The sequence below is a fragment of the Burkholderia sp. WP42 genome (genome assembly GCF_000745665.1).
Classification (GTDB): domain Bacteria; phylum Pseudomonadota; class Gammaproteobacteria; order Burkholderiales; family Burkholderiaceae; genus Burkholderia; species Burkholderia vietnamiensis.
This window is the reverse complement of record NZ_JQJT01000017.1, coordinates 203,914-225,172: the sequence shown is the minus strand read 5'-3', so window position 1 is coordinate 225,172 and position 21,259 is coordinate 203,914. Positions and strand designations below refer to the sequence as shown.

21 protein-coding genes are annotated in these 21,259 nt (G+C 62.6%); 15 read left to right on the top strand and 6 right to left on the bottom strand.

The features are described from left to right. A partial coding sequence (locus EX20_RS11150) for an IS30 family transposase (RefSeq protein ID WP_034193563.1) occupies positions 1–333 on the top strand: 333 nt, incomplete at its 5' end. Between the two features lie 932 nt (positions 334–1,265). Here EX20_RS11150 and EX20_RS11145 read toward each other — a convergent pair. Further along, positions 1,266–2,201, bottom strand: a complete 936-nt coding sequence (locus EX20_RS11145; RefSeq protein WP_011882227.1) for a LysR family transcriptional regulator — start codon at positions 2,199–2,201, stop codon at positions 1,266–1,268. Positions 2,202–2,575: 374 nt separating this feature from the next. Between EX20_RS11145 and EX20_RS11140 the strand changes: the two genes are divergently transcribed. From EX20_RS11140 to EX20_RS11130, 3 genes are read left to right on the top strand one after another with little or no spacing between them, the layout of a single operon-like run. Beyond that, positions 2,576–4,012, top strand: a complete 1,437-nt coding sequence (locus tag EX20_RS11140) for an NAD-dependent succinate-semialdehyde dehydrogenase (protein WP_011882226.1) — start codon at positions 2,576–2,578, stop codon at positions 4,010–4,012. A gap of 12 nt (positions 4,013–4,024) precedes the next feature. Continuing rightward, positions 4,025–4,402 (top strand): carboxymuconolactone decarboxylase family protein, encoded by a 378-nt coding sequence (locus EX20_RS11135; protein ID WP_034193545.1) that lies wholly within the window; start codon positions 4,025–4,027, stop codon positions 4,400–4,402. Continuing rightward, a complete protein-coding gene (locus EX20_RS11130) occupies positions 4,399–5,394 on the top strand; it encodes an NAD(P)H-quinone oxidoreductase (protein WP_034193544.1) in 996 nt (331 codons plus the stop codon). Before EX20_RS11135 ends, EX20_RS11130 begins: the two co-directional genes overlap by 4 nt. 210 nt (positions 5,395–5,604) lie before the next feature. On the opposite strand, the gene EX20_RS11125 is transcribed toward EX20_RS11130, so the two are convergent. From EX20_RS11125 to EX20_RS11115, 3 genes are all read right to left on the bottom strand, one after another. Continuing rightward, a complete protein-coding gene (locus EX20_RS11125) occupies positions 5,605–5,805 on the bottom strand; it encodes a hypothetical protein (protein ID WP_043292230.1) in 201 nt (66 codons plus the stop codon). Positions 5,806–5,849: 44 nt separating this feature from the next. Next, on the bottom strand, positions 5,850–7,067 hold the full coding sequence (locus EX20_RS11120; RefSeq protein WP_224020179.1) for an MFS transporter: 1,218 nt from the start codon (positions 7,065–7,067) through the stop codon (positions 5,850–5,852). Positions 7,068–7,314: 247 nt separating this feature from the next. Beyond that, a complete protein-coding gene (locus EX20_RS11115) occupies positions 7,315–8,412 on the bottom strand; it encodes an LLM class flavin-dependent oxidoreductase (RefSeq protein WP_034193542.1) in 1,098 nt (365 codons plus the stop codon). A gap of 347 nt (positions 8,413–8,759) precedes the next feature. Between EX20_RS11115 and EX20_RS11110 the strand changes: the two genes are divergently transcribed. The 9 genes from EX20_RS11110 (at position 8,760) to ssuE (ending at position 17,609) form a co-directional block, all read left to right on the top strand. Further along, positions 8,760–9,860 carry a DUF1611 domain-containing protein gene (locus tag EX20_RS11110; protein ID WP_231572253.1) on the top strand — a complete coding sequence of 367 codons (1,101 nt, stop codon included), beginning with the start codon at positions 8,760–8,762 and terminating at the stop codon, positions 9,858–9,860. 67 nt (positions 9,861–9,927) lie between these two features. After that, on the top strand, positions 9,928–11,310 hold the full coding sequence (gene aroA / locus EX20_RS11105) for a 3-phosphoshikimate 1-carboxyvinyltransferase (protein WP_011882219.1): 1,383 nt from the start codon (positions 9,928–9,930) through the stop codon (positions 11,308–11,310). An 18-nt stretch (positions 11,311–11,328) separates the two neighbouring features. Next, the gene (locus tag EX20_RS11100; RefSeq protein WP_011882218.1) at positions 11,329–12,204 is read left to right on the top strand and encodes a phytanoyl-CoA dioxygenase family protein; all 876 of its coding nucleotides are present in this window, start codon (positions 11,329–11,331) and stop codon (positions 12,202–12,204) included. Between the two features lie 14 nt (positions 12,205–12,218). Next, positions 12,219–13,346, top strand: a complete 1,128-nt coding sequence (gene hisC / locus EX20_RS11095; protein ID WP_034193541.1) for a histidinol-phosphate transaminase — start codon at positions 12,219–12,221, stop codon at positions 13,344–13,346. Then, positions 13,343–14,587, top strand: coding sequence for an ATP-grasp domain-containing protein (locus tag EX20_RS11090; protein ID WP_011882216.1), 1,245 nt, complete (start codon positions 13,343–13,345; stop codon positions 14,585–14,587). The genes hisC and EX20_RS11090 overlap by 4 nt, the downstream gene beginning before the upstream one ends. 10 nt (positions 14,588–14,597) lie before the next feature. Next, positions 14,598–15,959: an ATP-grasp domain-containing protein gene (locus EX20_RS11085; protein ID WP_034193540.1), complete on the top strand. Its 1,362-nt coding sequence runs from the start codon at positions 14,598–14,600 to the stop codon at positions 15,957–15,959. Then, on the top strand, positions 15,956–16,699 hold the full coding sequence (locus tag EX20_RS11080; protein WP_011882214.1) for an iron-containing redox enzyme family protein: 744 nt from the start codon (positions 15,956–15,958) through the stop codon (positions 16,697–16,699). Before EX20_RS11085 ends, EX20_RS11080 begins: the two co-directional genes overlap by 4 nt. 21 nt (positions 16,700–16,720) lie before the next feature. Then, entirely contained in the window at positions 16,721–17,002 is a 282-nt protein-coding gene (locus EX20_RS11075) for a 2Fe-2S iron-sulfur cluster-binding protein (RefSeq protein WP_011882213.1), read from the top strand. A 13-nt stretch (positions 17,003–17,015) separates the two neighbouring features. Further along, a complete protein-coding gene (ssuE, locus tag EX20_RS11070) occupies positions 17,016–17,609 on the top strand; it encodes an NADPH-dependent FMN reductase (protein WP_011882212.1) in 594 nt (197 codons plus the stop codon). Here the strand turns inward: ssuE and EX20_RS11065 are convergent. Together EX20_RS11065 and EX20_RS11060 are read right to left on the bottom strand one after the other, a co-directional pair. Then, positions 17,599–18,582 (bottom strand): HTH-type transcriptional regulator ArgP, encoded by a 984-nt coding sequence (locus EX20_RS11065; RefSeq protein ID WP_014724891.1) that lies wholly within the window; start codon positions 18,580–18,582, stop codon positions 17,599–17,601. The genes ssuE and EX20_RS11065 overlap by 11 nt on opposite strands. A 427-nt stretch (positions 18,583–19,009) precedes the next feature. Further along, on the bottom strand, positions 19,010–19,510 hold the full coding sequence (locus tag EX20_RS11060) for a lipocalin-like domain-containing protein (RefSeq protein WP_034193539.1): 501 nt from the start codon (positions 19,508–19,510) through the stop codon (positions 19,010–19,012). Between the two features lie 158 nt (positions 19,511–19,668). Here EX20_RS11060 and EX20_RS11055 point away from each other — a divergent pair, with 158 nt between their 5' ends. Together EX20_RS11055 and EX20_RS11050 are read left to right on the top strand one after the other, a co-directional pair. Then, on the top strand, positions 19,669–20,559 hold the full coding sequence (locus tag EX20_RS11055; RefSeq protein ID WP_014724893.1) for a LysR substrate-binding domain-containing protein: 891 nt from the start codon (positions 19,669–19,671) through the stop codon (positions 20,557–20,559). A 282-nt stretch (positions 20,560–20,841) separates the two neighbouring features. Beyond that, entirely contained in the window at positions 20,842–21,258 is a 417-nt protein-coding gene (locus tag EX20_RS11050; RefSeq protein ID WP_014724894.1) for a helix-turn-helix domain-containing protein, read from the top strand. Position 21,259 lies beyond the last annotated feature (1 nt).

The window sequence follows — 21,259 nt, the reverse complement described above, 5'->3', positions numbered from 1 at the left end:
AAGAAGCTGCCGGCCTTTCTGCGGGAAAGCCTGACCTACGATCGCGGATCGGAAATGACCTGTCATGTCGAGCTGGCTGAACGATTGAATCTGGATATCTGGTTCGCGGATCCCTACGCGCCTTGGCAACGAGGCAGCAACGAAAATACCAACGGCCTGCTGCGCCAGTTTCTACCCAAAGGAATGGACCTGTCAGGCGTGACCCAGATGCAGTTGAACGATATTGCCAAGCTGATGAACGGACGCCCTCGTCAAACCCTCAACTGGAAAACCCCCGAAGAGGCCATGGCGATGGAATTGGCTGCCACCGGGTTGGCTAAACGTTGCACTTGATTCTTGAGACCGCCCAGGCACGTTCGCGCATGACGATCGGACCGTCGCTACACCCCGATGGCAGCGTGGCCGTGCGTCTTGGGTGCAGACGATAGCAAGGAAAAAATCTGGCCGTCAAACTTTTTTTGATGCTCGAATACAAAGTTTGGAGGACTTGCTCGAATAACGAGTCAAAAGGCTTCACGAAACATTTTTTATTGATTCTGTAATTAATTTGTATGGTTATCGCACTCATTCGGTGCTTATGGCCAATAATCACCAATTTAGTGCGATGCACCGAATCGACGCGGATTTAATGAAGCGTTATCGGATACGTCTCATTGTCTCCTGCATGGATGGAAGCCTATCGACCGTTGTTATGCGGGGCTACGGATTTTCAAAACAATACTCGGACGAATCCAATTAACTTATTCGTAATTGACTACAAATCAAAATAGTGGCATTCAAGATGCCTATCAAATATGCACGATGATCTGCATGCCGAATCTATTTTCTGATTCCGGGCACGACTGCGTCTACGAGAACTCGTTGGCCGACTGTCTGCGCGTACGGGCGTCTCTTACTTCACGGAGCGATGTGAACGCTCCATCAACGCGCATTCGGCGTCGCTGCTCACGTCCCAATCCTGGAACAAGCGATCACGGACAAATCCGGCGGGGGAAGCACCAAGCGGTGCTCGAGGCGATGCCGCAGAGACCGGACCGCCAGTTCGGTGCCATGACGACGATGCACAGTCGAACACGGGTTCGGCGCACGCAAACACCCGATGGGTGCGATTCACTTCCACACACTCAGGCGTTGCCGCGGCGCGACAGAAATGTGCATGCACGTACGGGCATACACGTCCCCAAGCGCGTCATCAGGATCGTGAGGTTGAGCGAGGCGATGTGAGCAATCGGATACCCGCTCGACCGTGCCGAGCGCAACGGGGATCATGCGACCATGATCGCGAGCTCATCCGCATACGCATTCAACCGATCCCCTACCTGCACCTTCAGGACATCGATGAACCGTTTGATTTTCGCGTCGACGAATTGACGGGACGAGTACACCGCATATACGTTGCGCTGCGCGGTGTGAAATTCCGGCAGGACGCGAACGAGCGATCCTTTGCGCAGATCGTCGATTGCCGAGAAGGCAGCGATCAATCCAATTCCCGCGCCCTCCCGCAGTACCGTGGACATCGCATCCATGTCATTCACACTGAAGTGCGATCCCGTTGGACGATACACCGCCTCGCCTGCTCTGCCTTGCAGATGCCATTCGTCCGGCGCGTAATCGACCGTGCTCAGAAGCACACATGTGTGACCGACGAGGTCTTCCACACACTCGGGAGCCGGATGCCGTGCCAGATAGTCGGGCGACGCCGCGAGAATGCAATGACTGGTTCCGATCTTCTGGCTCACGTACGCCGAGTCGGGCAGCGTGCGCGCGATCACGATCGCCACGTCGAGTTGCTCTTCGAGCAGATTCGGCATCCGCTGCGACAGCATGAGATCGACCGATACTTCCGGATATGCGCTCCGATAGGCAAGCACGGCTTGCGAAACGAGTTGGCGCCCCAATCCCGGCACCGCATGCACGCGTAATAGACCACGCGGCTCCAGCAGCGCATCGCGTGCTTCCGCTTCCGCCCGTTCGATGTCCGAGAGGATCGCAACACTGCGTTCGTAAAAACGTCGCCCCGCGTCGGTAACGACGAGCCGTCGCGTCGAGCGCTGTAGCAACCGCGTGTTGAGATTGTCTTCGAGGACAGATACCGCTCGAGAAATGTTGCCGACCGTCGTATCGAGGTGGTTTGCGACAGCCGTGAAACTGCCCATCTCGACCACTTTCACAAACACCGACATGGTGTGCACCTTGTCCATTAGTCACCCTCGCTTTGAATTTTTCGTCGAATCGCTGCGTTTCGGCCCGCGCGAGTCTGTGATCATAGGTTCCGCACCTGTTTCGTGCAGTCAGCGAGCAGCGTCGTGTCGTTTTTTTGCATCCTTTCATTCATCTTTCATTTTGGCGGCGGATTTTCCCTCCAGAGACAAGATTCATTCTTGCCGGGCCATCTAAGTTGCCGCCTGCTTCACGCCTAGACTTGGTCCCGAAGTCAGGCAGTCGGAACGTAGACGTTTCAATCCTGAGCTCCGTCCGCCATGGTCGATGATCCAGACACGGCGTAGCGCAGGCTCCCTATCCGGCTCTAGACGAACCCGCATCAAATCGCAATCCTAACCATAAAGGCTAAACCATGGACATCACATACGACGCGCTTCATCTCTTCATCGATGGCGAATGGATCGGCGCGAGCGAACGCGAAACGGCGCCGGTGATCAATCCCGCCACGCAAATCCAGATCGGGCGCGTTCCACTGGCGACGGCAGCGGACCTCGATCGCGCCCTCCAGGCTGCGGTACCGGCGTTCGATGTCTGGCGCAACACCGTGCCGGCCGAACGTGCGCGCATTCTGAAGCGCGCGGCGGAACTAATGCGCGAGCGCGCCGAGCACATTGCTACCGTGATGACGCTGGAGGAAGGGAAACCGCTGGCAGAAAGCCGCGACGAAGTCCTGCGCGCCGCCGACTATTTCGAATGGTTCGCCGAAGAGGCGCGTCGCATCGACGGCCGCGTGGTGCCATCCAACCGTCCGGGCGTGCAACAGCTCGTGAAGAAACAGGCGATCGGGCCCGTCGCCGCATTCACGCCGTGGAATTTTCCGGCGATCACCCCGGCGCGCAAGCTCTCCGCCGCACTCGCCGCCGGATGCAGTGTCATCATCAAACCCGGCGAGGAAAGCCCCGCAACGGCGCTCGCGTTGGCACGCGCACTGGACGACGCCGGCTTGCCGAAGGGCGTGCTTCAAGTCGTGTTCGGCGTGCCCGACCAGGTGTCGACGCAACTGATCGCTTCCCCGGTAATCCGGAAGGTCACGTTCACGGGCTCGGTGCCGATCGGCCGTCTGTTGTCGGCGCGCGCAGCCGAAGGCGTCAAACCCATCACGCTTGAGCTGGGCGGCCACGGGCCCGTCCTCGTATTCAACGATGCCGACGTCGAAAAGGCTGCGGTCGAAGGCGCGGCGAATCGCTTTCGCGGCACCGGCCAGGTCTGCATCTCGTCGACGCGCTTCCTGATCCAACGCGAAGTCTACGACGAGTTCGTCGGTCACTTCGTCCGTGCGACGAGCGCGCTCAAGGTCGGGAACGGCATGGATGCCGGCACGCAGGTCGGGCCGCTGGCGAACCCGCGCCAGCTTGCCAAGATGGAGGAACTCATCGCCGACGCGGTGGAGCGTGGCGCAACGATTCTGGCCGGCGGAAAGCGCATCGAAGGCGAGGGATATTTCTTCGAGCCAACGGTCCTCGCAGACGTACCGAAGGACGCGCGCGTGATGCACGAAGAACCGTTCGGCCCGATCGCGGTGCTGATGCGCTTCGATGCCCTGGCCGACGGCCTCGCCGAAGCGAACCGGTTGCCGTACGGGCTCTCTGCCTATGCGTTCACAAGCAGTGCGCGGACGGCCATCGATGTAGCGGACGGTCTCGAAGCCGGCATGATCGGCATCAACCAGTACCGCATCGTCTCGACCGAACTGCCGTTCGGCGGCATGAAGGAAAGCGGCCACGGCTCGGAAGGCGGCACCGAGGGCATCGAGTACTACCTCACGCACAAGTTCATCAGCCAGGCTTAAAAGGAGATCGCCATGTCTCATACGCATTTCGATAGTCCGCGCGAAGCCGCGCGTGCGTTCACGCCGACGCTTTCGGCATTCGTCGACGACACGCTCTATCCGCGGATCTGGAGCGATCCGACGCTCTCGCCGCGCGACCGCAGCCTCGTGACTGTCGCCGCGCTGATCGCGGGGGGCCATCTCGACGAGTTGCCGGCGCACCTGCGCCGCGCGTTGACGAACGGCGTAACCCGTGAAGAGTTGTCAGCGGCAATCACTCACCTCGCGTTCTATGCCGGGTTTCCCGCCGCAATCTCCGCATCCGCCACGGCGCAGGCAACGCTCGGCGCCCATCCTCGGCCCGACGATCTCGCCGGCAATGTATCTACGACGCAGGAAGGTTTGAAATGAAAGCCATCACATTCAAGGAATTCGGCGAGGCCGAGGTGCTCCAGCTGGCCGAGGTCGCGGCTCCTGAGGTTCGGCCCGACGATCTACTGGTACGCGTCCATGCCGCAGGGGTGAATCGCGCCGATCTGACCCATCGGCGTGGCGGATACGGCCGGCCGAACTTCGGCGACTCGACGATCATGGGGCTCGAAATCGCCGGCGAGGTGATCGAGACAGGCCCTTCCGTGCAGGGTTACAAGGTCGGTGATCGTGTCATGGGCGTCGTGGGCGGCGGGGCCTACGCAGAACGGGCGCGCATTGACTGGAGAATGGCGATGCCCATTCCGGCAACGCTCGACTATGTGCATGCGGCCGCCATACCGGAAGTGTTCGTCACTGCGCACGAAGCGTTGTTGCATCTGGGCCGCTTGCAGCGCGGCGATGCGGTGCTGATCCACGCAGCGGCGGGCGGGGTGGGTTCCGCAGCGGTCCAGCTGGCCTATGCAACCGGCGCGACGATTTTCGCAACGGCCGAAGCCTCGAAGCTGGAACGGATCGTTCAACTGGGTGTGGACCATGCGATCGACTACAAGACGCAGGACTTTTCGGAAGTCGTCGCAAGCAGGACGGGCAAACGTGGTGTCGATGTGGTCATCGACTTCGTGGGCGCACCGTATTTTTCCCGGAACGTCGCGTCATTGGCAAACGGCGGCCGGCTGGTGCAGGTCGGCATACTCGGCGGCGGCGGTGACGTCAGCGTGAGCCTCGAACAGATCCTGTACCGTCATCTGCAAATCATCGGCACGGTGATGAAGTCGCGCGACCAGAGCGAGAAACACGCGATGGTTCGGCGGTTTCGCGAACATTGGCTGGACCGCTTTGCGGGAGGAGCGGGTCTGGAGCCGGTCGTCGACAGCGTGTTTCCGCTCGCAGACGCCGCGGCCGCCCATCGACGGATGGAGTCTGCTGTGAACGTAGGAAAGATCATCCTGACGATGAGCGAAGATAGCTGACGTAGGGCCGATTCGCGTCGCGGCCCATGTACGAAGCTGGTTGATGGCAGTCAGGCGGACGGGAGCGCGTTGCTCATGGCCGGAAATAAAACCATTCGCGACGACGGGCCGGCAGCGCCGATGGTGCATGTCGCGGCTTCCCGCACCCGAATCGAACGTCCCGCACGTACCGGAACGGTATCGCTCCCTCGCAGCTTTCCGGCACGACGCTCAGAACAACACGCTCGAGGCGGTATCCGGATCCTCCGGCGTGAAGACTACCCCACCGTCGCCGGATTCGTCGCGCATCCGGCGAGGTTCGGTCTCGTCGAGCAGAGGCACCCCGCCGCACTCATGGAATTCCGCGTGCGGAGACGCCGTCTCGATCGGCAAATCCGGCCGCCGCCGGGCCATTCTGATTTTCGAAGTCATGACATCCTCCGTACATCGGCAATCGTATCGTCGCGCGACCTCGCTCACGCGCGATCGGCGGCCTCGGGCAGCGGTTCCGCGCCCTCGCACACCTCGTCCGCAGGCTGCGGCGCATCGACCCGCTTGCGAAACAATCGGGACGTCACCCACAGCACCCACGCGCCCGGACCGCTGAGCATCACAGCCATGAACAACAGGATGTGCTGGATGCCTAGCACCGGCCCCACGCTCGCGGTCAACACGCCCGCGAGCGGATACGAGAGCCCGTTGATCAGATAGAACGGCCCGATCACTTTGCCGAGGTGCTCGCGCTCGATCGCACGTACGCGCAATGTCCGGTTGAACACGTTGTACCAAGCAGCCCCCGCCATCGCGCCGAGAAACGCGATCACATAAACCCAGACACCCTGCGCCAATCCCATGCATACGAGCCCGGTGCACATCAGCGCGAAGCCGCCTGCACCGAGCCGATAGATGCTCCAACTGCGGGTCAGCTTCGGAATCAGCAACAGGTTCAGCAGCCCGAGCACGCCCGCGCCAGTGTTCATCAAGCCGAATACACTGTCGGATGCGCGGAACACGCCCGTGACGAGATATGCGTTCGCGCTCGCCGCGATCGCAAACGCGAGGTTGATGGCGAAGTTCACCAACGCAAGCAACACAACCGGCCGGTTCGCGATCAGCAATCGCCATCCCAGAACCAGGTCGTGCCGGACCCGACCGTGAGCGGTGCCGCGCGGGCTCGCCGGAAGTTCGCGCCAGCACCACGCGGCCAGCGCGAATCCGGCCGCCGCGACGAGCAGGAGCGGGAGCTTACCCAGCCATTGCGCCAGCCCCGCCGCAAGGGCTGGACCGAGGGCCATCGCGAGCAATTCGACGTTCTGCACCAACGACTGCAAATCCGACAGCTTGCCGCCGTCCGCTAGCATCGGCACCGTCTTTTCCACCGACATCCGCACCGGCGCGATCAGCAGCGACAGGAAGACGCTGTTGACCATCAGCGCAATGATCGTGGCCGACGGCATCGCGAAGCAGGCTGCCACGGCAATCGTCAGGCAGGTCATCCGGACGCGATTTGCATACCGGAACAACCGGCGGCCGCCGAGCCGGTCCGCGAACAAGCCGGCGAACGGATAAGCGATCAACGCCGGCACCCATTCGACTGCATATGCAATGCCCGAATACGCGAGGCTTCCGGTCCGCTGATAAATGAGAAGCGGCACCGCAAACAGCACCGTCTGCTCGGCGATCAATCCAAGCATCAGTCCCGACGCGAACCAGCGCAGCGAAGCGGAGCGCGATTCACCGATCAATCGCCACCTCCATGCTCGAGGCGCTCACGTCGTGACGGAACCCTGGCCGCCGTCCTGACCGATGAACACCACACGTTTCACTCGCCTCTGATCCATCATTTCGTATCACTTATCTATATCCTTGATTTTAGATTCCTGACCGGCTTTCCGATCTGGTGCGGCCGAGCCGCGCCAGTCGCGCAACATCGTGTGATCATCAGATGACGAGCGCTGCCTTGTCTTCGCTCCCGGCCGTCCGCGCTTCATACTGGCGAATCAGGGGCAGCACGTGGTGACAGAATCGCCGCATCTCTCCACGCGTCGGCCAGCCGGACAGGATGAATTCGCTGACACCGGCCTGCTTGTATTCGAGCAGATACCGTGCGACCTCGTCGTAGCTGCCCACCACACACAGGGCCGGGCCTCCGCGATAGGCGACGGCGCCCGTCCACAGCATCGGTGACAACCAGCCACCGGACGCCTGCTCGGCAAGATCGAACGACTTTTTCACCGCCTCCGAATCGCACGTCTTCACGAATGCCTGAACCTGCTGACGATGGGCTTCATCCGAGTTCGCCATCATGGCGGCCACTTCTGCATGTGCCTCTTCCCGCGTTTCGCGAGCCAGCACGTGCATGCGGATGCCGACGCTGCGCCCGGCCTCCAGGAGCTCACGAGCAGCGACCGCGATGCCCTCCGGCGTGTCGCCGTAACGCAGCCAGCAGTCCCCCGATTCGATGGTGATGCGCTTGGCCAACGCGGACGCGCCGCTCAGATAGATTCGCGGTCGCTCGCCGTCCTTGAATGGCAGGCCGAGGCGCGCGCCGTCGAACCGGTAGTGGGTGCCTTCATGCGACACCGGCGTCTCGCCGCGCCAGAACCGATGCAGCACACCGAGATATTCGGACGTGCGCTCGTAGCGCGCGTCGTGCGCCAGATAGTCGCCGTAGTACGCCTGTTCCTCCGGAGAAATGCCGGCGACGATGTTCAGCGAGATCCGTTTGTTCGACATCCACGACAGCGTATTGACTGCCTGCGCGAATAGCGTCGGCGGCAGCAGTCCCGGGCGATAGGCCAGCATGAACGACAGTCTGCGCGTCTCGCGCGCGAGTGCGCCGATCAGCGGCAACGGCTCCGGCAGATGAAAACCGATTCCCATCAGCAGCGTATCGATCTGCATGTCCTCCGCTTCCTGCGCAAAGTCCACCAGACCGTCGAGATCGAGTTCATTCGCGAGGTCCCGCTCGGACGCCTTAGTATTGCCCGCTCCGCGCGGCGCGCACCAATGAATCTTCAGGGGTTGAAATACCCGCATCGTCGCCTCTCCCGATAGTCGAATCCGGCCTGTTGCCGTAGTGACCTTCAGCTTAGGAGTCGAGCAACGAATCGAGCAAGCCCGCACCGCGCCGACGAAGAAACTTTGACGGCACACCAATTTTTTGATCCATCGCTGACATTTACCGGCCGCAATAAGTTCTCACGAATGCGCTGCGATCCGTCGCGCTCGCCTACTCTCGTCAACACGTCGAGGCCGATATCGAAGACGTATCGCGATTCCGCACGAATATGCGCCGGCCGACATTCCCGTGTGTCATTGCTGTTGCATCCGTTCTCGCATCACCGCCCTCCGGCGCGACACGACGCGGCCGGCGACGGTCACGAATGTTCATCGAAGAAAATGGAGCCACGCTGATGTTGAACCTGAGAAACAAACGCGTCGTCGTCTTCGCCGAGGGCTGCTTCGGCCCTGTGACAAGCAAGGTGGCGACCTCTTACCTGCGCTATCGCCACAGCGAATGCGTCGCCGTCGTCGACAGCCGTTGTGCCGGAAAGGACGTGGGCGAGGTACTCGGATACGGCCACGGCATCCCGGTGCTCGACTCGCTGGAATCGGCATTGCAGTTCGATCCGGACATTTTCCTGATGGGTGTGGGCCTGTTCTCCAACGCATTGCCCGATGCATGGCGCGCGCAGATAGCGCTCGCACTCGCCCGCGGGCTCGACGTCGTCAGCGGTCTGCATTTCCGAATTGCGACCGATCCTGATTTCGCCGCACTTGCGTCGGAATCCGGCGCACGGATCTGGGATACGAAAGAGCCGCCCGATACGCTCGCGACCAGTGAAGGCAAGCTCGACGCGCTCGATCGCTTCATCGTCCATACCGTCGGCACCGATTGCCGGGTTGGCAAGAAAACCACCGCCATCGAGATCGCGGAAGCTGCACGACGACGAGGCATCAACGCAGGTTTCGTCGCTACCGGCCAGAGCGGTATCTATATTAGCGGCGCCGGTGTCGCGATCGATGCCGTCCCGTCCGACTTCGTCGCGGGTGTCACCGAATCGCTCGTACTCGAATCGGCGCGTCACCACGACTGGATCGTCGTCGAGGGACAGGGATCGATTTCCCATCCCGCCTACAGCGGCGTCACGCTGGGCCTGCTTCACGGTGCCATGCCGCAGGCCCTCGTGCTGTGCCACGAGGCGGGCCTTGCACATCACAAGGGCTGGGCGCATGCGCCGCTGCGTCCGCTACCCGAACTCGTCACGCTGTATGAACAGCTTGGCTCGTTTCTGCGACCGGCGAAGGTGGTCGGCGTCAGCGTCCATACAGGTGCGCTTCCGGCCGAGCAAGCCGCGCGCGCCATCGAGGAGATCGAATGGGAAACGGGCCTGCCTGCCGTCGACGTCATCCGCTCGGGTGCTGACCGACTCGTGGACGCACTGAGCGTCCACGACCGGACCCTTCAACGCCTGGCGGCCTGACCGGCCGCCGGCTTTCGTCGTCCCGCCTGCATCGTCGCGCCATCGTCAAACACAGGAAGCGATTCAAATGACCGAACAGTCCAGCCTGCTCCATGTCGAACCCATCCACTCGCTCAAGGGTTACGCCGTCACCCCTTCGTCCAAGCCCGAGACCCAGCGCGCGATACTCGCCGCGACTCTCGCCGACGGCACGTCGATCGTCCACAACGATCTGCGCTGTGTCGAGACCAGCGCGATGAAGCAAGCATGCCGCGCACTCGGCGCGCGCATCGACGAACACGCCGGATACCTCGAGATCCGCGGTGTCGGCCGCGCGCTGCATCTGGGCCAGCGCGTCGTCGACGCGATCGGCTCGGGGCTCGTGTTTCGCACGTTCACCGCGTTGACGAGTTTCGCCGACTCGCCTGCCATCATTACCGGCGACACCATTCTGCGCACGCGGGTGATGAAGCCGTTGTTCGACGCACTCGAGGAACTCGGCGCGCGTATCGAATGCATCGGCGAGGCCGGCAAGGCGCCGGTCGTCAACTGGGGAGGCGGGTTGCGCGGCGGACGCTGCACGGTCCCTGGCAACGTAAGTTCGCAGTTCATCACCGCAATCCTGTTCGCCGCGCCGCTCGCCGACAAGCCGGTCGAAATCGCGATCGAAGGCGAATTGCTGTCGATTTCCTACATCCGCCAGACGATCGCGACGTTGCGCCATTCGGGAATCCAGGTTGACGTTACCGACGACTTCTCGCTGATCCGCGTCCAGCCGGGCAACTATCAAGCCGCGGAGTACCGGATCGGCGGGGACTACACATCGTCGTCGTACCTGATCGGCGCCGCCGCGCTGTTCCCCGGCACCTTCGTGCTGGGCAACCTCGGCAGCGAGAGCCTGCAGGGCGAGCGCGCAATCATCGATGTCGTACAGGCGCTCGGCCTCTCCGTCCATTTCGACGACACGCGCAATGAGCTGACGCTCGTCAATTCCCACTCCCAGCTCACCGGCGACTACGAATTCGACGCCAGCGATTTCCCGAACATCGTACCGACGCTCGCCGCGATCGGCGCCTACGTGAAAGGAACGTTCCGCGTGGTCGGCGGCTCGATCACGCGGCTGCACAAGTCGCCTCGCATCAAGGCGATGGTTAGCGAGCTGGGCAAGATGGGCGTCGACATCAAGGGCCTCTTCAAGGACGGCGTCTACGACGGCTTCGAGATCCGCGGCACCGGCGAGCCGTATCCGGGCGGCGTCGACCTGTCGAGCTGGGGCGACCACCGGATCTTCATGTCGCTGTTCATCGCATCGCTGCGTGCGCGCCAGCCAAACCGGCTCGAGGGTTACCGCGACGTGAACTGCTCGTTCCCCGACTTCTTCACGCAGTTCGAGCATCTCGGTGCCGCCTATCGCGAAGTCGGGACCGGCGCGTCGCACGACGACGAGCGTTCGCTACTGCAGGCGGTCTGATCCCAACGGAGAATTGTCATGCTTACCAACCAGCAACTGGCGTTCTATGCGGAACATGGTTATCTCGTGATCGAAAAACTCTTCGATACCGACGAGGTTGTTCGCTCGCTCGCCGCGATCGACACGCTGCTGTCGCCCGCCAATCCCGAGAAGCCGTATGAATTCGAACCCGAGGACGGCGCAACCGTGCGCCGGATCTGGTCGCCGACGCAAAAGCATCCCGCATTCAAGGACATGGCGACTGCCCCGCGCCTGCTCGACTGCATCGAAGGGCTGATTGGCAAGAACGTGCTGTTCCACTACAGCAAGCTCAACATGAAGGGACCGAAAGTCGGCAGTGTCGTCGAATGGCACCAGGACTTCTCCTACTATCCGCACACCAACGCCGATCTCGTCACCGCGCTGATCTTTCTCGACGATGCAAGCGAAGCGAACGGCTGCCTGCGCGTCGTACCCGGGTCGCACCGGCGCGGCCTGCTGTCACACGAGGTCGATGGATTCTTCCGCGGCAAGGTCCACGACGTCGATGAAGCTCGGGCGGTCAGCATCGAGGTGCCAGCCGGCAGCGTCCTGTTCCTGCACTGCCTGACGCTCCATGCATCGGCGCGCAACGTATCGCAGCTGCCGCGCCGCACGTTCCTGCCCGCCTATCGGGCGGCCGATGCATTCCCGATTTACTTCGGACCGCACGCCGCACACAACGAACCGGGTGTCGAACTGTTGCGTGGACAACGTTCGAAAGTCGCGCGGGTCGACCAGGGCACGCATCTGCTGCCGCTCGCCGAACGCGAATTCGGGTCCCTGTACGAGGTGCAGGAAGGTTCTCACCTGCGCAAGGCACTGACGACCATGAAAACGTCCGGCTACGCAGTGACGGCAGCCTCGGGACGCTGAACACGGGAGATCCGATGGACTGGAACGCCTTTTTGGTTCCGGCGCTGCGCGGGCTTGCTCCGTACCGGCCGGGCATCACCGAGGAAAAACTGCGAGCAGAGCGAGGCTTGCACGATATCCACAAGTTCTCGAGCAACGAGTCGCCGTTCCCGCCGCCGCCCGGAGTGCTCGCCGCGATGCAACGCGCGCTCGAGCAATCGAACCGCTATCCGGACAGCGGCGCGCTGCTCGACAAGCTTGCCCGGCACCAGCGGGTTCCGGCCGACATGCTGGCGCTCGGAAACGGCTCGATCGACGTCATCGCATCGCTGGTCCAGGCGTTCGTTCCGGCCGACCGCAACGTCGTGCTGTCCGAGTACGGCTACTGTGCGTATCCGCCGTTCGTCACCACCCAGAGCGCTGCGCTGCGCATCGCGGCAAGCGGGCCGGATTTCGGTCACGACGTCGATCGACTACTCGAACAGGTCGACTCGAACACGCGCATGCTGATCGTTGACAGTCCGACTAACCTATCCGGCCGCTCGCTCACGGCCGCGCAACTTGAGCATCTGATCGCACAGCTCCCGTCCAACGTGCTGCTCGTGCTCGACGAGGCCTACGCGGAATTCGCGGACGACGACGCGCCGCGCGATACCGGGCAGTTGCCGCTATCGCATCCGAACGTCGTCGTCACGCGCACATTCTCGAAAGCATACGGTCTCGCGGGGTTGCGCATCGGATACGCAATCGCCGCTGCGGGCCTGATCGACGCACTGTCGCGGATCCGACCGCCCTTTCCGGTCAGCCGCGTCGCGTTGGCGGGCGCCACGGCGGCGCTCGACGACGAAGCGCATCTGGCCCGTGTGGTCGAGACGACCGCGCGAGGCCGGGCACGTCTCGCTGCTGACCTGCGCACGCTCGGCGCGACGGTCGTCGACAGTTCCGCCAATTTCGTGCTCGCCGACTTCGGTCCGCACGCGGCGCATATCTACGATGCGCTGCTGTCGCACGGCTTCATCACGCGGCAGATGTCTGCCTATCGACTGCCGACGCATCTGCGCATCGCGATCGGCACGCCGGACGAGATCGACCGGCTGGTCGATCTCGTGCGTCGACTCGTCGGGGCACGGACCGGATCGGACGCCAATGGAGTACTCGCATGAACATTCTCATCATCAACAATCTCGCGCAATTCCCGGGCACCGGGCGGTGGGATTTCGACCTGGTGCGCTACGACGAATTCGTCGATCACAGGCAGCATCGGGTCAGCTATCTCGTCAACCGTCGCGGCCGCTCCGCCGTGACCGCCTCTGCCGACAGCTACCGGCTCTATGAGCTCGACCGGCTGGACGACATCGCCGCCTACCGCACGGTCATCGCCGAAATCGTCGGCGCGAGCGGCCCGATCGACCGACTCATCGTCTTTTCGGAGTCGCTTCAGGATCTGGCCGCGCAATTGCGCGCCGAGTTCGATATTCCAGGCAAGAAGCCGGATGAGAACCGGCTGGGACGCGACAAGCTATTGATGAAGCAGAAGGTTCAGGAAGCCGGGCTGCGCACGCCGCGCTACCGGTCCGTGACGTCGACGGAGGTGAGCAGCGCACTCACGTTTGCCGAACATACGGGCTACCCGCTGATCCTGAAGCCGATCGACGGCCAGTCGAGCCACGGTGTGCAGAAAATCTGCGATGCGGTGCAACTGCGCACCGCGATCGCCAACCTGCCGTCCGGCGGCGAGTGGGATCTTGAGGAGTTCGTGGCCGGTACGTTGATGCACGTCGACGGACTCGTCGATCGAAACGGTAACGTAACGCTCGTCGTACCGTCTCGCTACGTCAACACCTGCCTCGATTTCACGGCCGGCGCACCGCTCGGCGCGATCATGCTGGAGCCAGGCACCGCGCTGCACGCCTACGTATCGAAGTTCGCGACTCAATGCGTGACGGCGATCGGACTGCGCGCGTGCCCGTTTCACCTGGAACTCTTCCATACCACCGACGACGAGCTGGTTTTTCTGGAGGTCGGTGCCCGCGTCGGCGGTGCCGACGTGCCGTCGATGATTCACCGCGCGACCGGCATCAACCTGTTTCGCGAGTGGGTCAACATGAGTCTCGACCAACCCGCACAGCTGTATGCACCGACCGGGTCGGTGGGGGCGTGGCTGATGTTCCCGCGGCCGACCTGCCTGCCGCAGCGCGTGCGATCCGTCACGCGGTTCGACGGACGGCTCGACAGTCTGTATCGGCAGCTGGTACCGAACGACGGACAGCTGATCGAGCACGAGGATGGCTATTGCTCGCTCCAGTCCGGCCGCTTTCTGTTCGACTCGCCCTCCGGTACGCAGGTCGCGCGCGATGTCGCGCACGTGCTGGAAGCCTTCCGCATCGAAACCACCCAACCGTGAGCTCCGGATCATGAGTACGCCCGCCCTGCTTCTTTTCGCGCATCAGGCCCGCTCTTACGCAGCGCTGGTTCGCACATATACGGAGCGCCTGGGCATCGCGCTCGTCATCCTCAGTTCGCGCGCTCGCGATTCGCGCGACCTCGAACAGATTTCCGCCGTGGGTGCCGCCCGGCTCTGGCACGTCGACGACGATTATCTGAACGATGTGCACGTCGAGGAGACGATGGCGGAGGCACGGGCCGAGGGCTTCGCGATCGTCGCGACGCTCGCCACATTCGAAGGCTACCGATTACTGATGGCGCGCGCCAATCGCCTGCTGGGCGCCACGGATGCCGATCCCGACGCGCTGCGCGTCTGTATGGACAAATTGCAGTGCCGCACGCAGCTCAACGCGCTCAACCTGAGCGGCGCACGCGCTACGCTGCTCGACCACGCGACGCTCCCCGCGCTGCTTGCGAGCGATCGATCATTGTTCGTCAAACCACGTCGCGGCGCCGGTTCGTTCGCCTGCTTCCGGCTCGATGCCGGCTTGACGCTTGCCCGCCTCGACGCGCTGCGCGAGCAGATGCGTGCCGACCTCGCGTTTCGGGCGATCTTCGACGGGCAGTTCGATTTCATCGCCGAAGACTACATCGGCGGCGACGAGTATAGCTTCGAAGTCATCGCGGCCGATGCCCGCAGCTACGTCATCGGCGTACACGCGAAATACCTCGACGACGCCACCGGCACGACGCTCGAGATGGGCAACTCGCTGCCAGCACCCGCCCTGTCCGACGCGCAGCAGCGCGAAGGCGAGCAGTTCATCGAGCAATGCCTCGCCGCGCTGCGCCTCACCGACGGGTGCTACCACATCGAGACCCGCTTCGACGGGCGCGCCGGCCGATGGGACATCATCGAGATCAACGCTCGCATGGGCGGCGCCCTGATCAATCAGAGCGTCGGCGTGTTCACCGGCGGCATCTCGATGCTGGAGCTTTGGGTGCAAGCACTCTGTACCGAACGAACCGCCGCCGGCGCGTGGCACCGGCGCCTGGACGCGCTGCGCGAAAGCACGCGGCGGCGGGCGGGCACGCTCAGCGACGGCACCGTGTTCTTCAGCCGATACGGCGAACGCAATCGCACGCTCGAAGTGCTGTCGATCGACCGGCTGACGCCCGCGCCGGACATCGTCGACATGCCGGTCCGGCCTCACACCCGTCTACCCGATTCCGAACGCGGCATCTTCATCCTGAACGCGCTTTGGAAGGTGCCCGTGTCCGACATCGCGACCCAGGTGCGCGCGCTCTCGGCGATGCTCGACGCGCAGCTCGTCGTTCGCTATTCCGACTCAGCAGTTACCGATGCAGAACCCACACCCCAGGAGAAATCATGAATCGCGTCCAGCATTGCGGCATCGACCATCCGATTCCCTTCTACTCGCTCGCAGACGGCGAAGCTGTCCGTAATCGACTCGATCGCTATCTCGACAAGAAAATGGCCGAATGGGCGGCAACCGTCCCCTACGCGAGCCATCTCGAAGGCAGCAAGCTCGATAGCCAGTGGTATCGCCGTCATACCATCGAGCACGTCTGGCGCATTCGTCTCAGCCGCTCCGCGCACGCCAAGGCTCTCCACGCGATCACGAAGATCTCTCCCGAGGCCGCGCAGCTGTATGCGGAATACCAGGCCGAGGAAATGAATCACGACACGCTGTTCAGGCAAGACTGCAAGGCACTCGGCGTAACCGACGAGGAGTTGTACGCGACCGAGCCATTCCTCGCGACGAGGCTGCTGCAGGGGTTTTTCTACTTCATCGCCGAACACGAGCATCCGATCGGCGTGGTCGCGTCCAGCTACCTGGTCGAATACACGACCGCGAAGCTCACGCCCCGCCAGATCAAGTCGATGAAGGAGACGCTCGGTGAGGACAAGATCAAGGGGCAACTCGCGCACATCAATACGGACGTCGGAGACGATCACGCGGGCGAGATGTGGCGCATCCTGCGCTACCTGATTCGCGAGGAGGCGGACGTCGACAAAGTGCTGCGCTATTTCGACGACATCCAGACCATTCTCGCGCTGTATTTCCGCGAGCTCTTCGAGGCCACAGTCGGCCACCGCGCGGCAGCCTGAGCCACTTTCGACGGAGCGGACATGCATACAGTCATCATCAGCACGACCGGCGAATCGTTCGCGCTGCCGCACGACGCGTATCTGTCGGACGCGGCGGAGCTTCAACTGGGCGGACTGACCTTCGGATGCCGCGCGGGAATGTGCGGCATTTGCGTGATCGAGGTACTGGCGGGCATGGACAATCTTTCGCATCCCGAAGACAAGGAAAGCACGTTTCTCGAATGGCTCGGTCACGACCACGGCGACAAGCGTCTTGCATGCCAGTGCCGGCTGCGCGGCGACGTAACGATTCGACAGTGTTGAGGTCTTGATCGCCATGTTCGATATCGTGATGCTGTCGGGCAGTCCCACCGAGCCGTCGCGCAGTCGGCACCTCCTCCGCATTGCGTCGGAGCGGCTGACTGCGCGCGGCCACCGGGTGCAGTGCATCGACATCCGGCATCTGCCGGCTGGTGCTCTGCTTCATGCCGACTGGAACGATCCCGCCATTCAGGCGGCGCTCGAGGCCGTGCAGCACGCGGCCGCCGTCATCGTCGCGACGCCGCTCTACAAAGCGTCCTATTCCGGTTTATTCAAGGCCTTCCTCGACCTGCTGCCGCAGGCGGCTTTCGCAAACAAGCCGGTGCTGCCGTTCGCGACCGGCGGCAGTCTCGCCCATCTGCTTGCACTCGACTATGCACTCAAACCGGTGCTCACCGCGCTCGGCGCGCGGCACGTGCTCGACAACGTGTTCGCCACCGAAGCCGACATCGCGCGCGTCGACGGCGAATACCGGATCGCAGCGCCGCTCGCGCAGCGCTTGCACGGCGCGGTGGAATCGCTGATGCACGTGCTCGACGAACGTGCGGCGCTTACCCGTCTCGGCACTCTCGCGGCGAGCGAACGAACGGAGATAGCCGTCAACCCGTAGCGGCGCAGTCGACGGATTCGCACATGCGAGCCGGTGTTACCGCTTCATGCACGTGCTCGCTCATCCCGACTCGCTCGCGGTCGTCCGCGGCCAGAACCTCGCGCGCGCGATTGACCAGTTCCTCGGACAGCGTCTCGCAGACCGGGGGGGCCGCGCGCCATCGATGCCAGTACAACGGCACAGGAAGCGGCATGTCGTGTCGCACGTCGACGAGCCGGCCGTCTTCGAGAAACGGCAGCACCGTCTGCTCCGGCAGCATGCCGTATCCCAGGCCGGACTGGATCGTCTTGAGCTGCGACGCGATCGACGGCAGCAAGTTTCTTCGATAGCGGCCGACGCTCACGCCGAATGCCGCCTCGAAATACCGTTCGAGCAGCGCCGTGCGTCTGCCGACCTCGACCGCCGGAGCCAACGATGCAGCGTGGAGATTGAAGCCTTTCTCGAAATGGCGCTCGATGAAGGCCGAACTCGCGACACATCGATAGATCATTGCGCCGAGCGGTACGGCAATGCAGCCCTGGACTGGCCTCGACACCGTCGACACGCTGCCGATGATTTCACCACGCGCCAGCGCCGGAAAGGCCGGGTCCGCATCGTCGACAACGACTTCCAGTTCGAGCACGTTGCGCTCGATAATCCGGTGCGCGACCCGGCCGAACCATGCATCGATTGAATACGCATCGACGCCGACCGCGAGTTGCATGCCGCCCCGATTGCCACGACGGTCGATCTGGCTGAACGTATCGGCTTCGAGCAGACGCACCGCCGTGGTGTGCTTGAACAGAACTTCGCCCACCGGCGTCAGTGCCAGCGGCTTGCTGCGGACCAGCAGGGCCGCCGCCAATGCATCCTCCAGCGCCTTGATGCGTTGCGAGATGGCGGCCCTCGTAATATTCAGCCGTTCCGCCGCACGCTCGAAACTCCTCGTTTCGACGACGACGGCAAAAGCTTCGAGTTGTTGTCGATCTAGCACTGAAATCCCCTACCAAACTTCAAGCAAGTGATCCGTCCGCTCAACAGCGCGCGCGGGACGAAGGATTGCCCTCTCGTATCGCGCACGAAGAGGGGTTGAGTACCGCGCACTTGCCGTTTCGCCGCGATGCGGCACGACGACCCGTCATGCCGGGGATTAATCCAGCGGACTCTCCGTTTACCGAGGACGATCTCCGGCGATTCGACAAGGAGGCGGTAAGCCAACCTCAAATGGGATTAAGAATATTTATTTGATGAGTAACCTGCATAATTTCAAGTCACGGAGCCCATCTTACGTCTTTTTAAAAATCGTATTCACTGGCAGTTTTAACAGCTCGCTCGAAGGCTAATGCCAAAGCAGGTTATATCCAGAATGAAGATGTTTCAATCGCACGACAACCGATTTCCGCTTTAATTGGAAACAATGCTCAATCCACGCGCCGCCAGACGGAAATCGGCACATCGCCATTCGGTCGCGGCGTTACGCGATAACTCAATTCATTCCCTTTCAATTCGTAATTCCTTTTCTGTTCCTGTCCTACCCAATTCGGGAACGACGAGTTTTTGATGTGAAACGTCAGCGTGCCCTCTGCCGGATCGATCGTGATTGAACCGTAATGCGTGCTTGATCCCAGCACTGCATCTCGATACTCGTCGGGCGTGCCCTTGCTTTTGTCATTCGACGAAAAGCGCGGCCGTTCCGATTTGAAGATCTGCAGCGAATAATTTCCGCTCGTGTCGATCAACAGCAAGCCCTTCGGATCGGCACCATAGTCGCGGCCACGCGTCCCATCGGGATGTTGAACGTCGGCGGCGACGAGTGTCCAGGTACCTGCGAGCGACGGCGCAGCGGACGCGCCGGCCGGAATGATCGATGCGGCCAGTAGCAAGCCAGGGATACCTTGTCTGAGTATCGAACCGATGTTCATGGTCACTCCTTAGATGAAAGATTTGAAAGACACACCGCCTATATCGGCAACGGAATCCGCATCCATCCCCGTCGGGGGAGATGGTCGAGTTGATGGTAGCTGCGAAAATGTGCGATAAATACGATAATTCGAAACGGACCCATAAGAGAAACGACATCATGACCGTTCCTAATCTCGACATGGACGCGCTGCGCACACTGCTCGCTGCCGACCGGCTCGGCAGCCTCAATCGCGCCGCGGACCGGATCGGCCGCTCGCAATCCGCGGTCAGCCAGCAGATGCGCAAGCTCGAAACGCAGATCGGCCAGCCGCTATTTCGTCGCCAGGGGCGCGGCCTCGTCCCGACGGAGGCGGGTGATCTGATGTTGTCGTATGCACGCCGCATCCTGGAATTGAATGACGAGGCCGTGCAAGCGATCCGCGGCTCGGCGATCGAAGGCGCGGTTCGCTTTGGTCTGCCCGGAGACTTCGCCGAATCGTGGCTGCCCACCGCGCTCGGCCAGTTCAAACGCACACATCCTGCGGTGCGCGTGGAAATCGTGGTCGAACGCAACGGACAATTGCTCGAGCGGCTCGACGCAGGCGAGCTCGACGTCGTGCTCGCGATGGGTGCCGAAAGCCGTGCCGACGCCGAGCACCTGATCACCCTGCCGATGGCGTGGATCGGGCCGGCCGGCCTCGACATCCGTCCGCCATCCGGCAAGCCGCTCGATCTTGCGCTGTACAAGTCGCCCTGCATGTTCCGCAAGGCCGGCACGAGCGCGCTGGACAACGCAGGTATCCCGTGGCGACTTGCCTATACGACAGGCAGCCTGCAAAGCCTGTGGGCGGGCGTCGCGGGCGGGCTGGGGATCACGCTGAGGACGATGGCCGGCGTCCCGCCGACGCTACGCCGGCTGGGCGAACGGGACGGCCTGCCGCCGCTGCCGTCGGTCGAGCTGTGCATCCACTCGGGCGATCTCGACGCGTCGGCGGCGCTCGTCAGTCTGAAGCGCGTCGTGGTCGACAATCTGATCGCGAATCTTGCCGATGCACGACGTGCCGCGTAGCGCGATCGCAACCCTAGCCCACAAAACCGTGCCACTTGGACCAGCAGGTCATGTCATGAAGCGGCTCAGTCGCGGCGCGGCACCAACAACCTGTCGCACCGCGACTGCAACCACCGCCCATAAGGCGCGCAGCAGCCCCGTTCCACGCTCCGCCCCAGCGACTCCCCAACAGCCTATCGCTTGTTTTCGCCGAATACAGGCTACGATTTGTATCTTGCAAATACATTCGATAGACTGTATTTACCCATTACAAGCGATCGCCTGTCATTCCGCGGAGAGCCCATGGCATTCCCTGTCCAGACCTTGCCCCAATTGCGCCCGATCCTCGTCGGCTTCCGAAAGGCAGCTGGGCTCACGCAGGCGCAACTCGCGGCCCGCCTCGGCGTCACGCAGCAGTCGTACGCGCAGCTCGAGGCCAATCCCTCGGCAGTCAGTATGGAACGGCTTTTCAAGGTGCTGAATGTGCTCGGCGTGCGCGTGACGCTCGAGCCCGGCGACGCTGCGGCGCCCGCACCTTCCGCGTCCGCGCCCGAGCAGACATCGCCGCCGTCTCGGCGTAGCTCGTCCGGCTCGTCAAACCGGTCCGCTCAGCCCGCCCCGGCGCCGGCCGCCGCGAAAGCCACGCGTGCGGCCACGCGCAAGCAGCCTGCCGCGGCCGCACCGCGCAAAGCGCGTGACGCCGGCCGCGAGGACTGGTGAC

What these genes read in the sequence shown, in the direction of transcription:
- EX20_RS11145 (WP_011882227.1), bottom strand. Translation starts at nt 2,201, where the DNA reads ATGGACAAGGTGCACACCATGTCGGTGTTTGTGAAAGTGGTCGAGATG.
- EX20_RS11140 (WP_011882226.1), top strand. Translation starts at nt 2,576, where the DNA reads ATGGACATCACATACGACGCGCTTCATCTCTTCATCGATGGCGAATGG.
- EX20_RS11135 (WP_034193545.1), top strand. Translation starts at nt 4,025, where the DNA reads ATGTCTCATACGCATTTCGATAGTCCGCGCGAAGCCGCGCGTGCGTTC.
- EX20_RS11130 (WP_034193544.1), top strand. Translation starts at nt 4,399, where the DNA reads ATGAAAGCCATCACATTCAAGGAATTCGGCGAGGCCGAGGTGCTCCAG.
- EX20_RS11125 (WP_043292230.1), bottom strand. Translation starts at nt 5,805, where the DNA reads ATGACTTCGAAAATCAGAATGGCCCGGCGGCGGCCGGATTTGCCGATC.
- EX20_RS11120 (WP_224020179.1), bottom strand. Translation starts at nt 7,067, where the DNA reads ATGCTTGGATTGATCGCCGAGCAGACGGTGCTGTTTGCGGTGCCGCTT.
- EX20_RS11115 (WP_034193542.1), bottom strand. Translation starts at nt 8,412, where the DNA reads ATGCGGGTATTTCAACCCCTGAAGATTCATTGGTGCGCGCCGCGCGGA.
- EX20_RS11110 (WP_231572253.1), top strand. Translation starts at nt 8,760, where the DNA reads ATGTTCATCGAAGAAAATGGAGCCACGCTGATGTTGAACCTGAGAAAC.
- aroA (WP_011882219.1), top strand. Translation starts at nt 9,928, where the DNA reads ATGACCGAACAGTCCAGCCTGCTCCATGTCGAACCCATCCACTCGCTC.
- EX20_RS11100 (WP_011882218.1), top strand. Translation starts at nt 11,329, where the DNA reads ATGCTTACCAACCAGCAACTGGCGTTCTATGCGGAACATGGTTATCTC.
- hisC (WP_034193541.1), top strand. Translation starts at nt 12,219, where the DNA reads ATGGACTGGAACGCCTTTTTGGTTCCGGCGCTGCGCGGGCTTGCTCCG.
- EX20_RS11090 (WP_011882216.1), top strand. Translation starts at nt 13,343, where the DNA reads ATGAACATTCTCATCATCAACAATCTCGCGCAATTCCCGGGCACCGGG.
- EX20_RS11085 (WP_034193540.1), top strand. Translation starts at nt 14,598, where the DNA reads ATGAGTACGCCCGCCCTGCTTCTTTTCGCGCATCAGGCCCGCTCTTAC.
- EX20_RS11080 (WP_011882214.1), top strand. Translation starts at nt 15,956, where the DNA reads ATGAATCGCGTCCAGCATTGCGGCATCGACCATCCGATTCCCTTCTAC.
- EX20_RS11075 (WP_011882213.1), top strand. Translation starts at nt 16,721, where the DNA reads ATGCATACAGTCATCATCAGCACGACCGGCGAATCGTTCGCGCTGCCG.
- ssuE (WP_011882212.1), top strand. Translation starts at nt 17,016, where the DNA reads ATGTTCGATATCGTGATGCTGTCGGGCAGTCCCACCGAGCCGTCGCGC.
- EX20_RS11060 (WP_034193539.1), bottom strand. Translation starts at nt 19,510, where the DNA reads ATGAACATCGGTTCGATACTCAGACAAGGTATCCCTGGCTTGCTACTG.
- EX20_RS11055 (WP_014724893.1), top strand. Translation starts at nt 19,669, where the DNA reads ATGACCGTTCCTAATCTCGACATGGACGCGCTGCGCACACTGCTCGCT.
- EX20_RS11050 (WP_014724894.1), top strand. Translation starts at nt 20,842, where the DNA reads ATGGCATTCCCTGTCCAGACCTTGCCCCAATTGCGCCCGATCCTCGTC.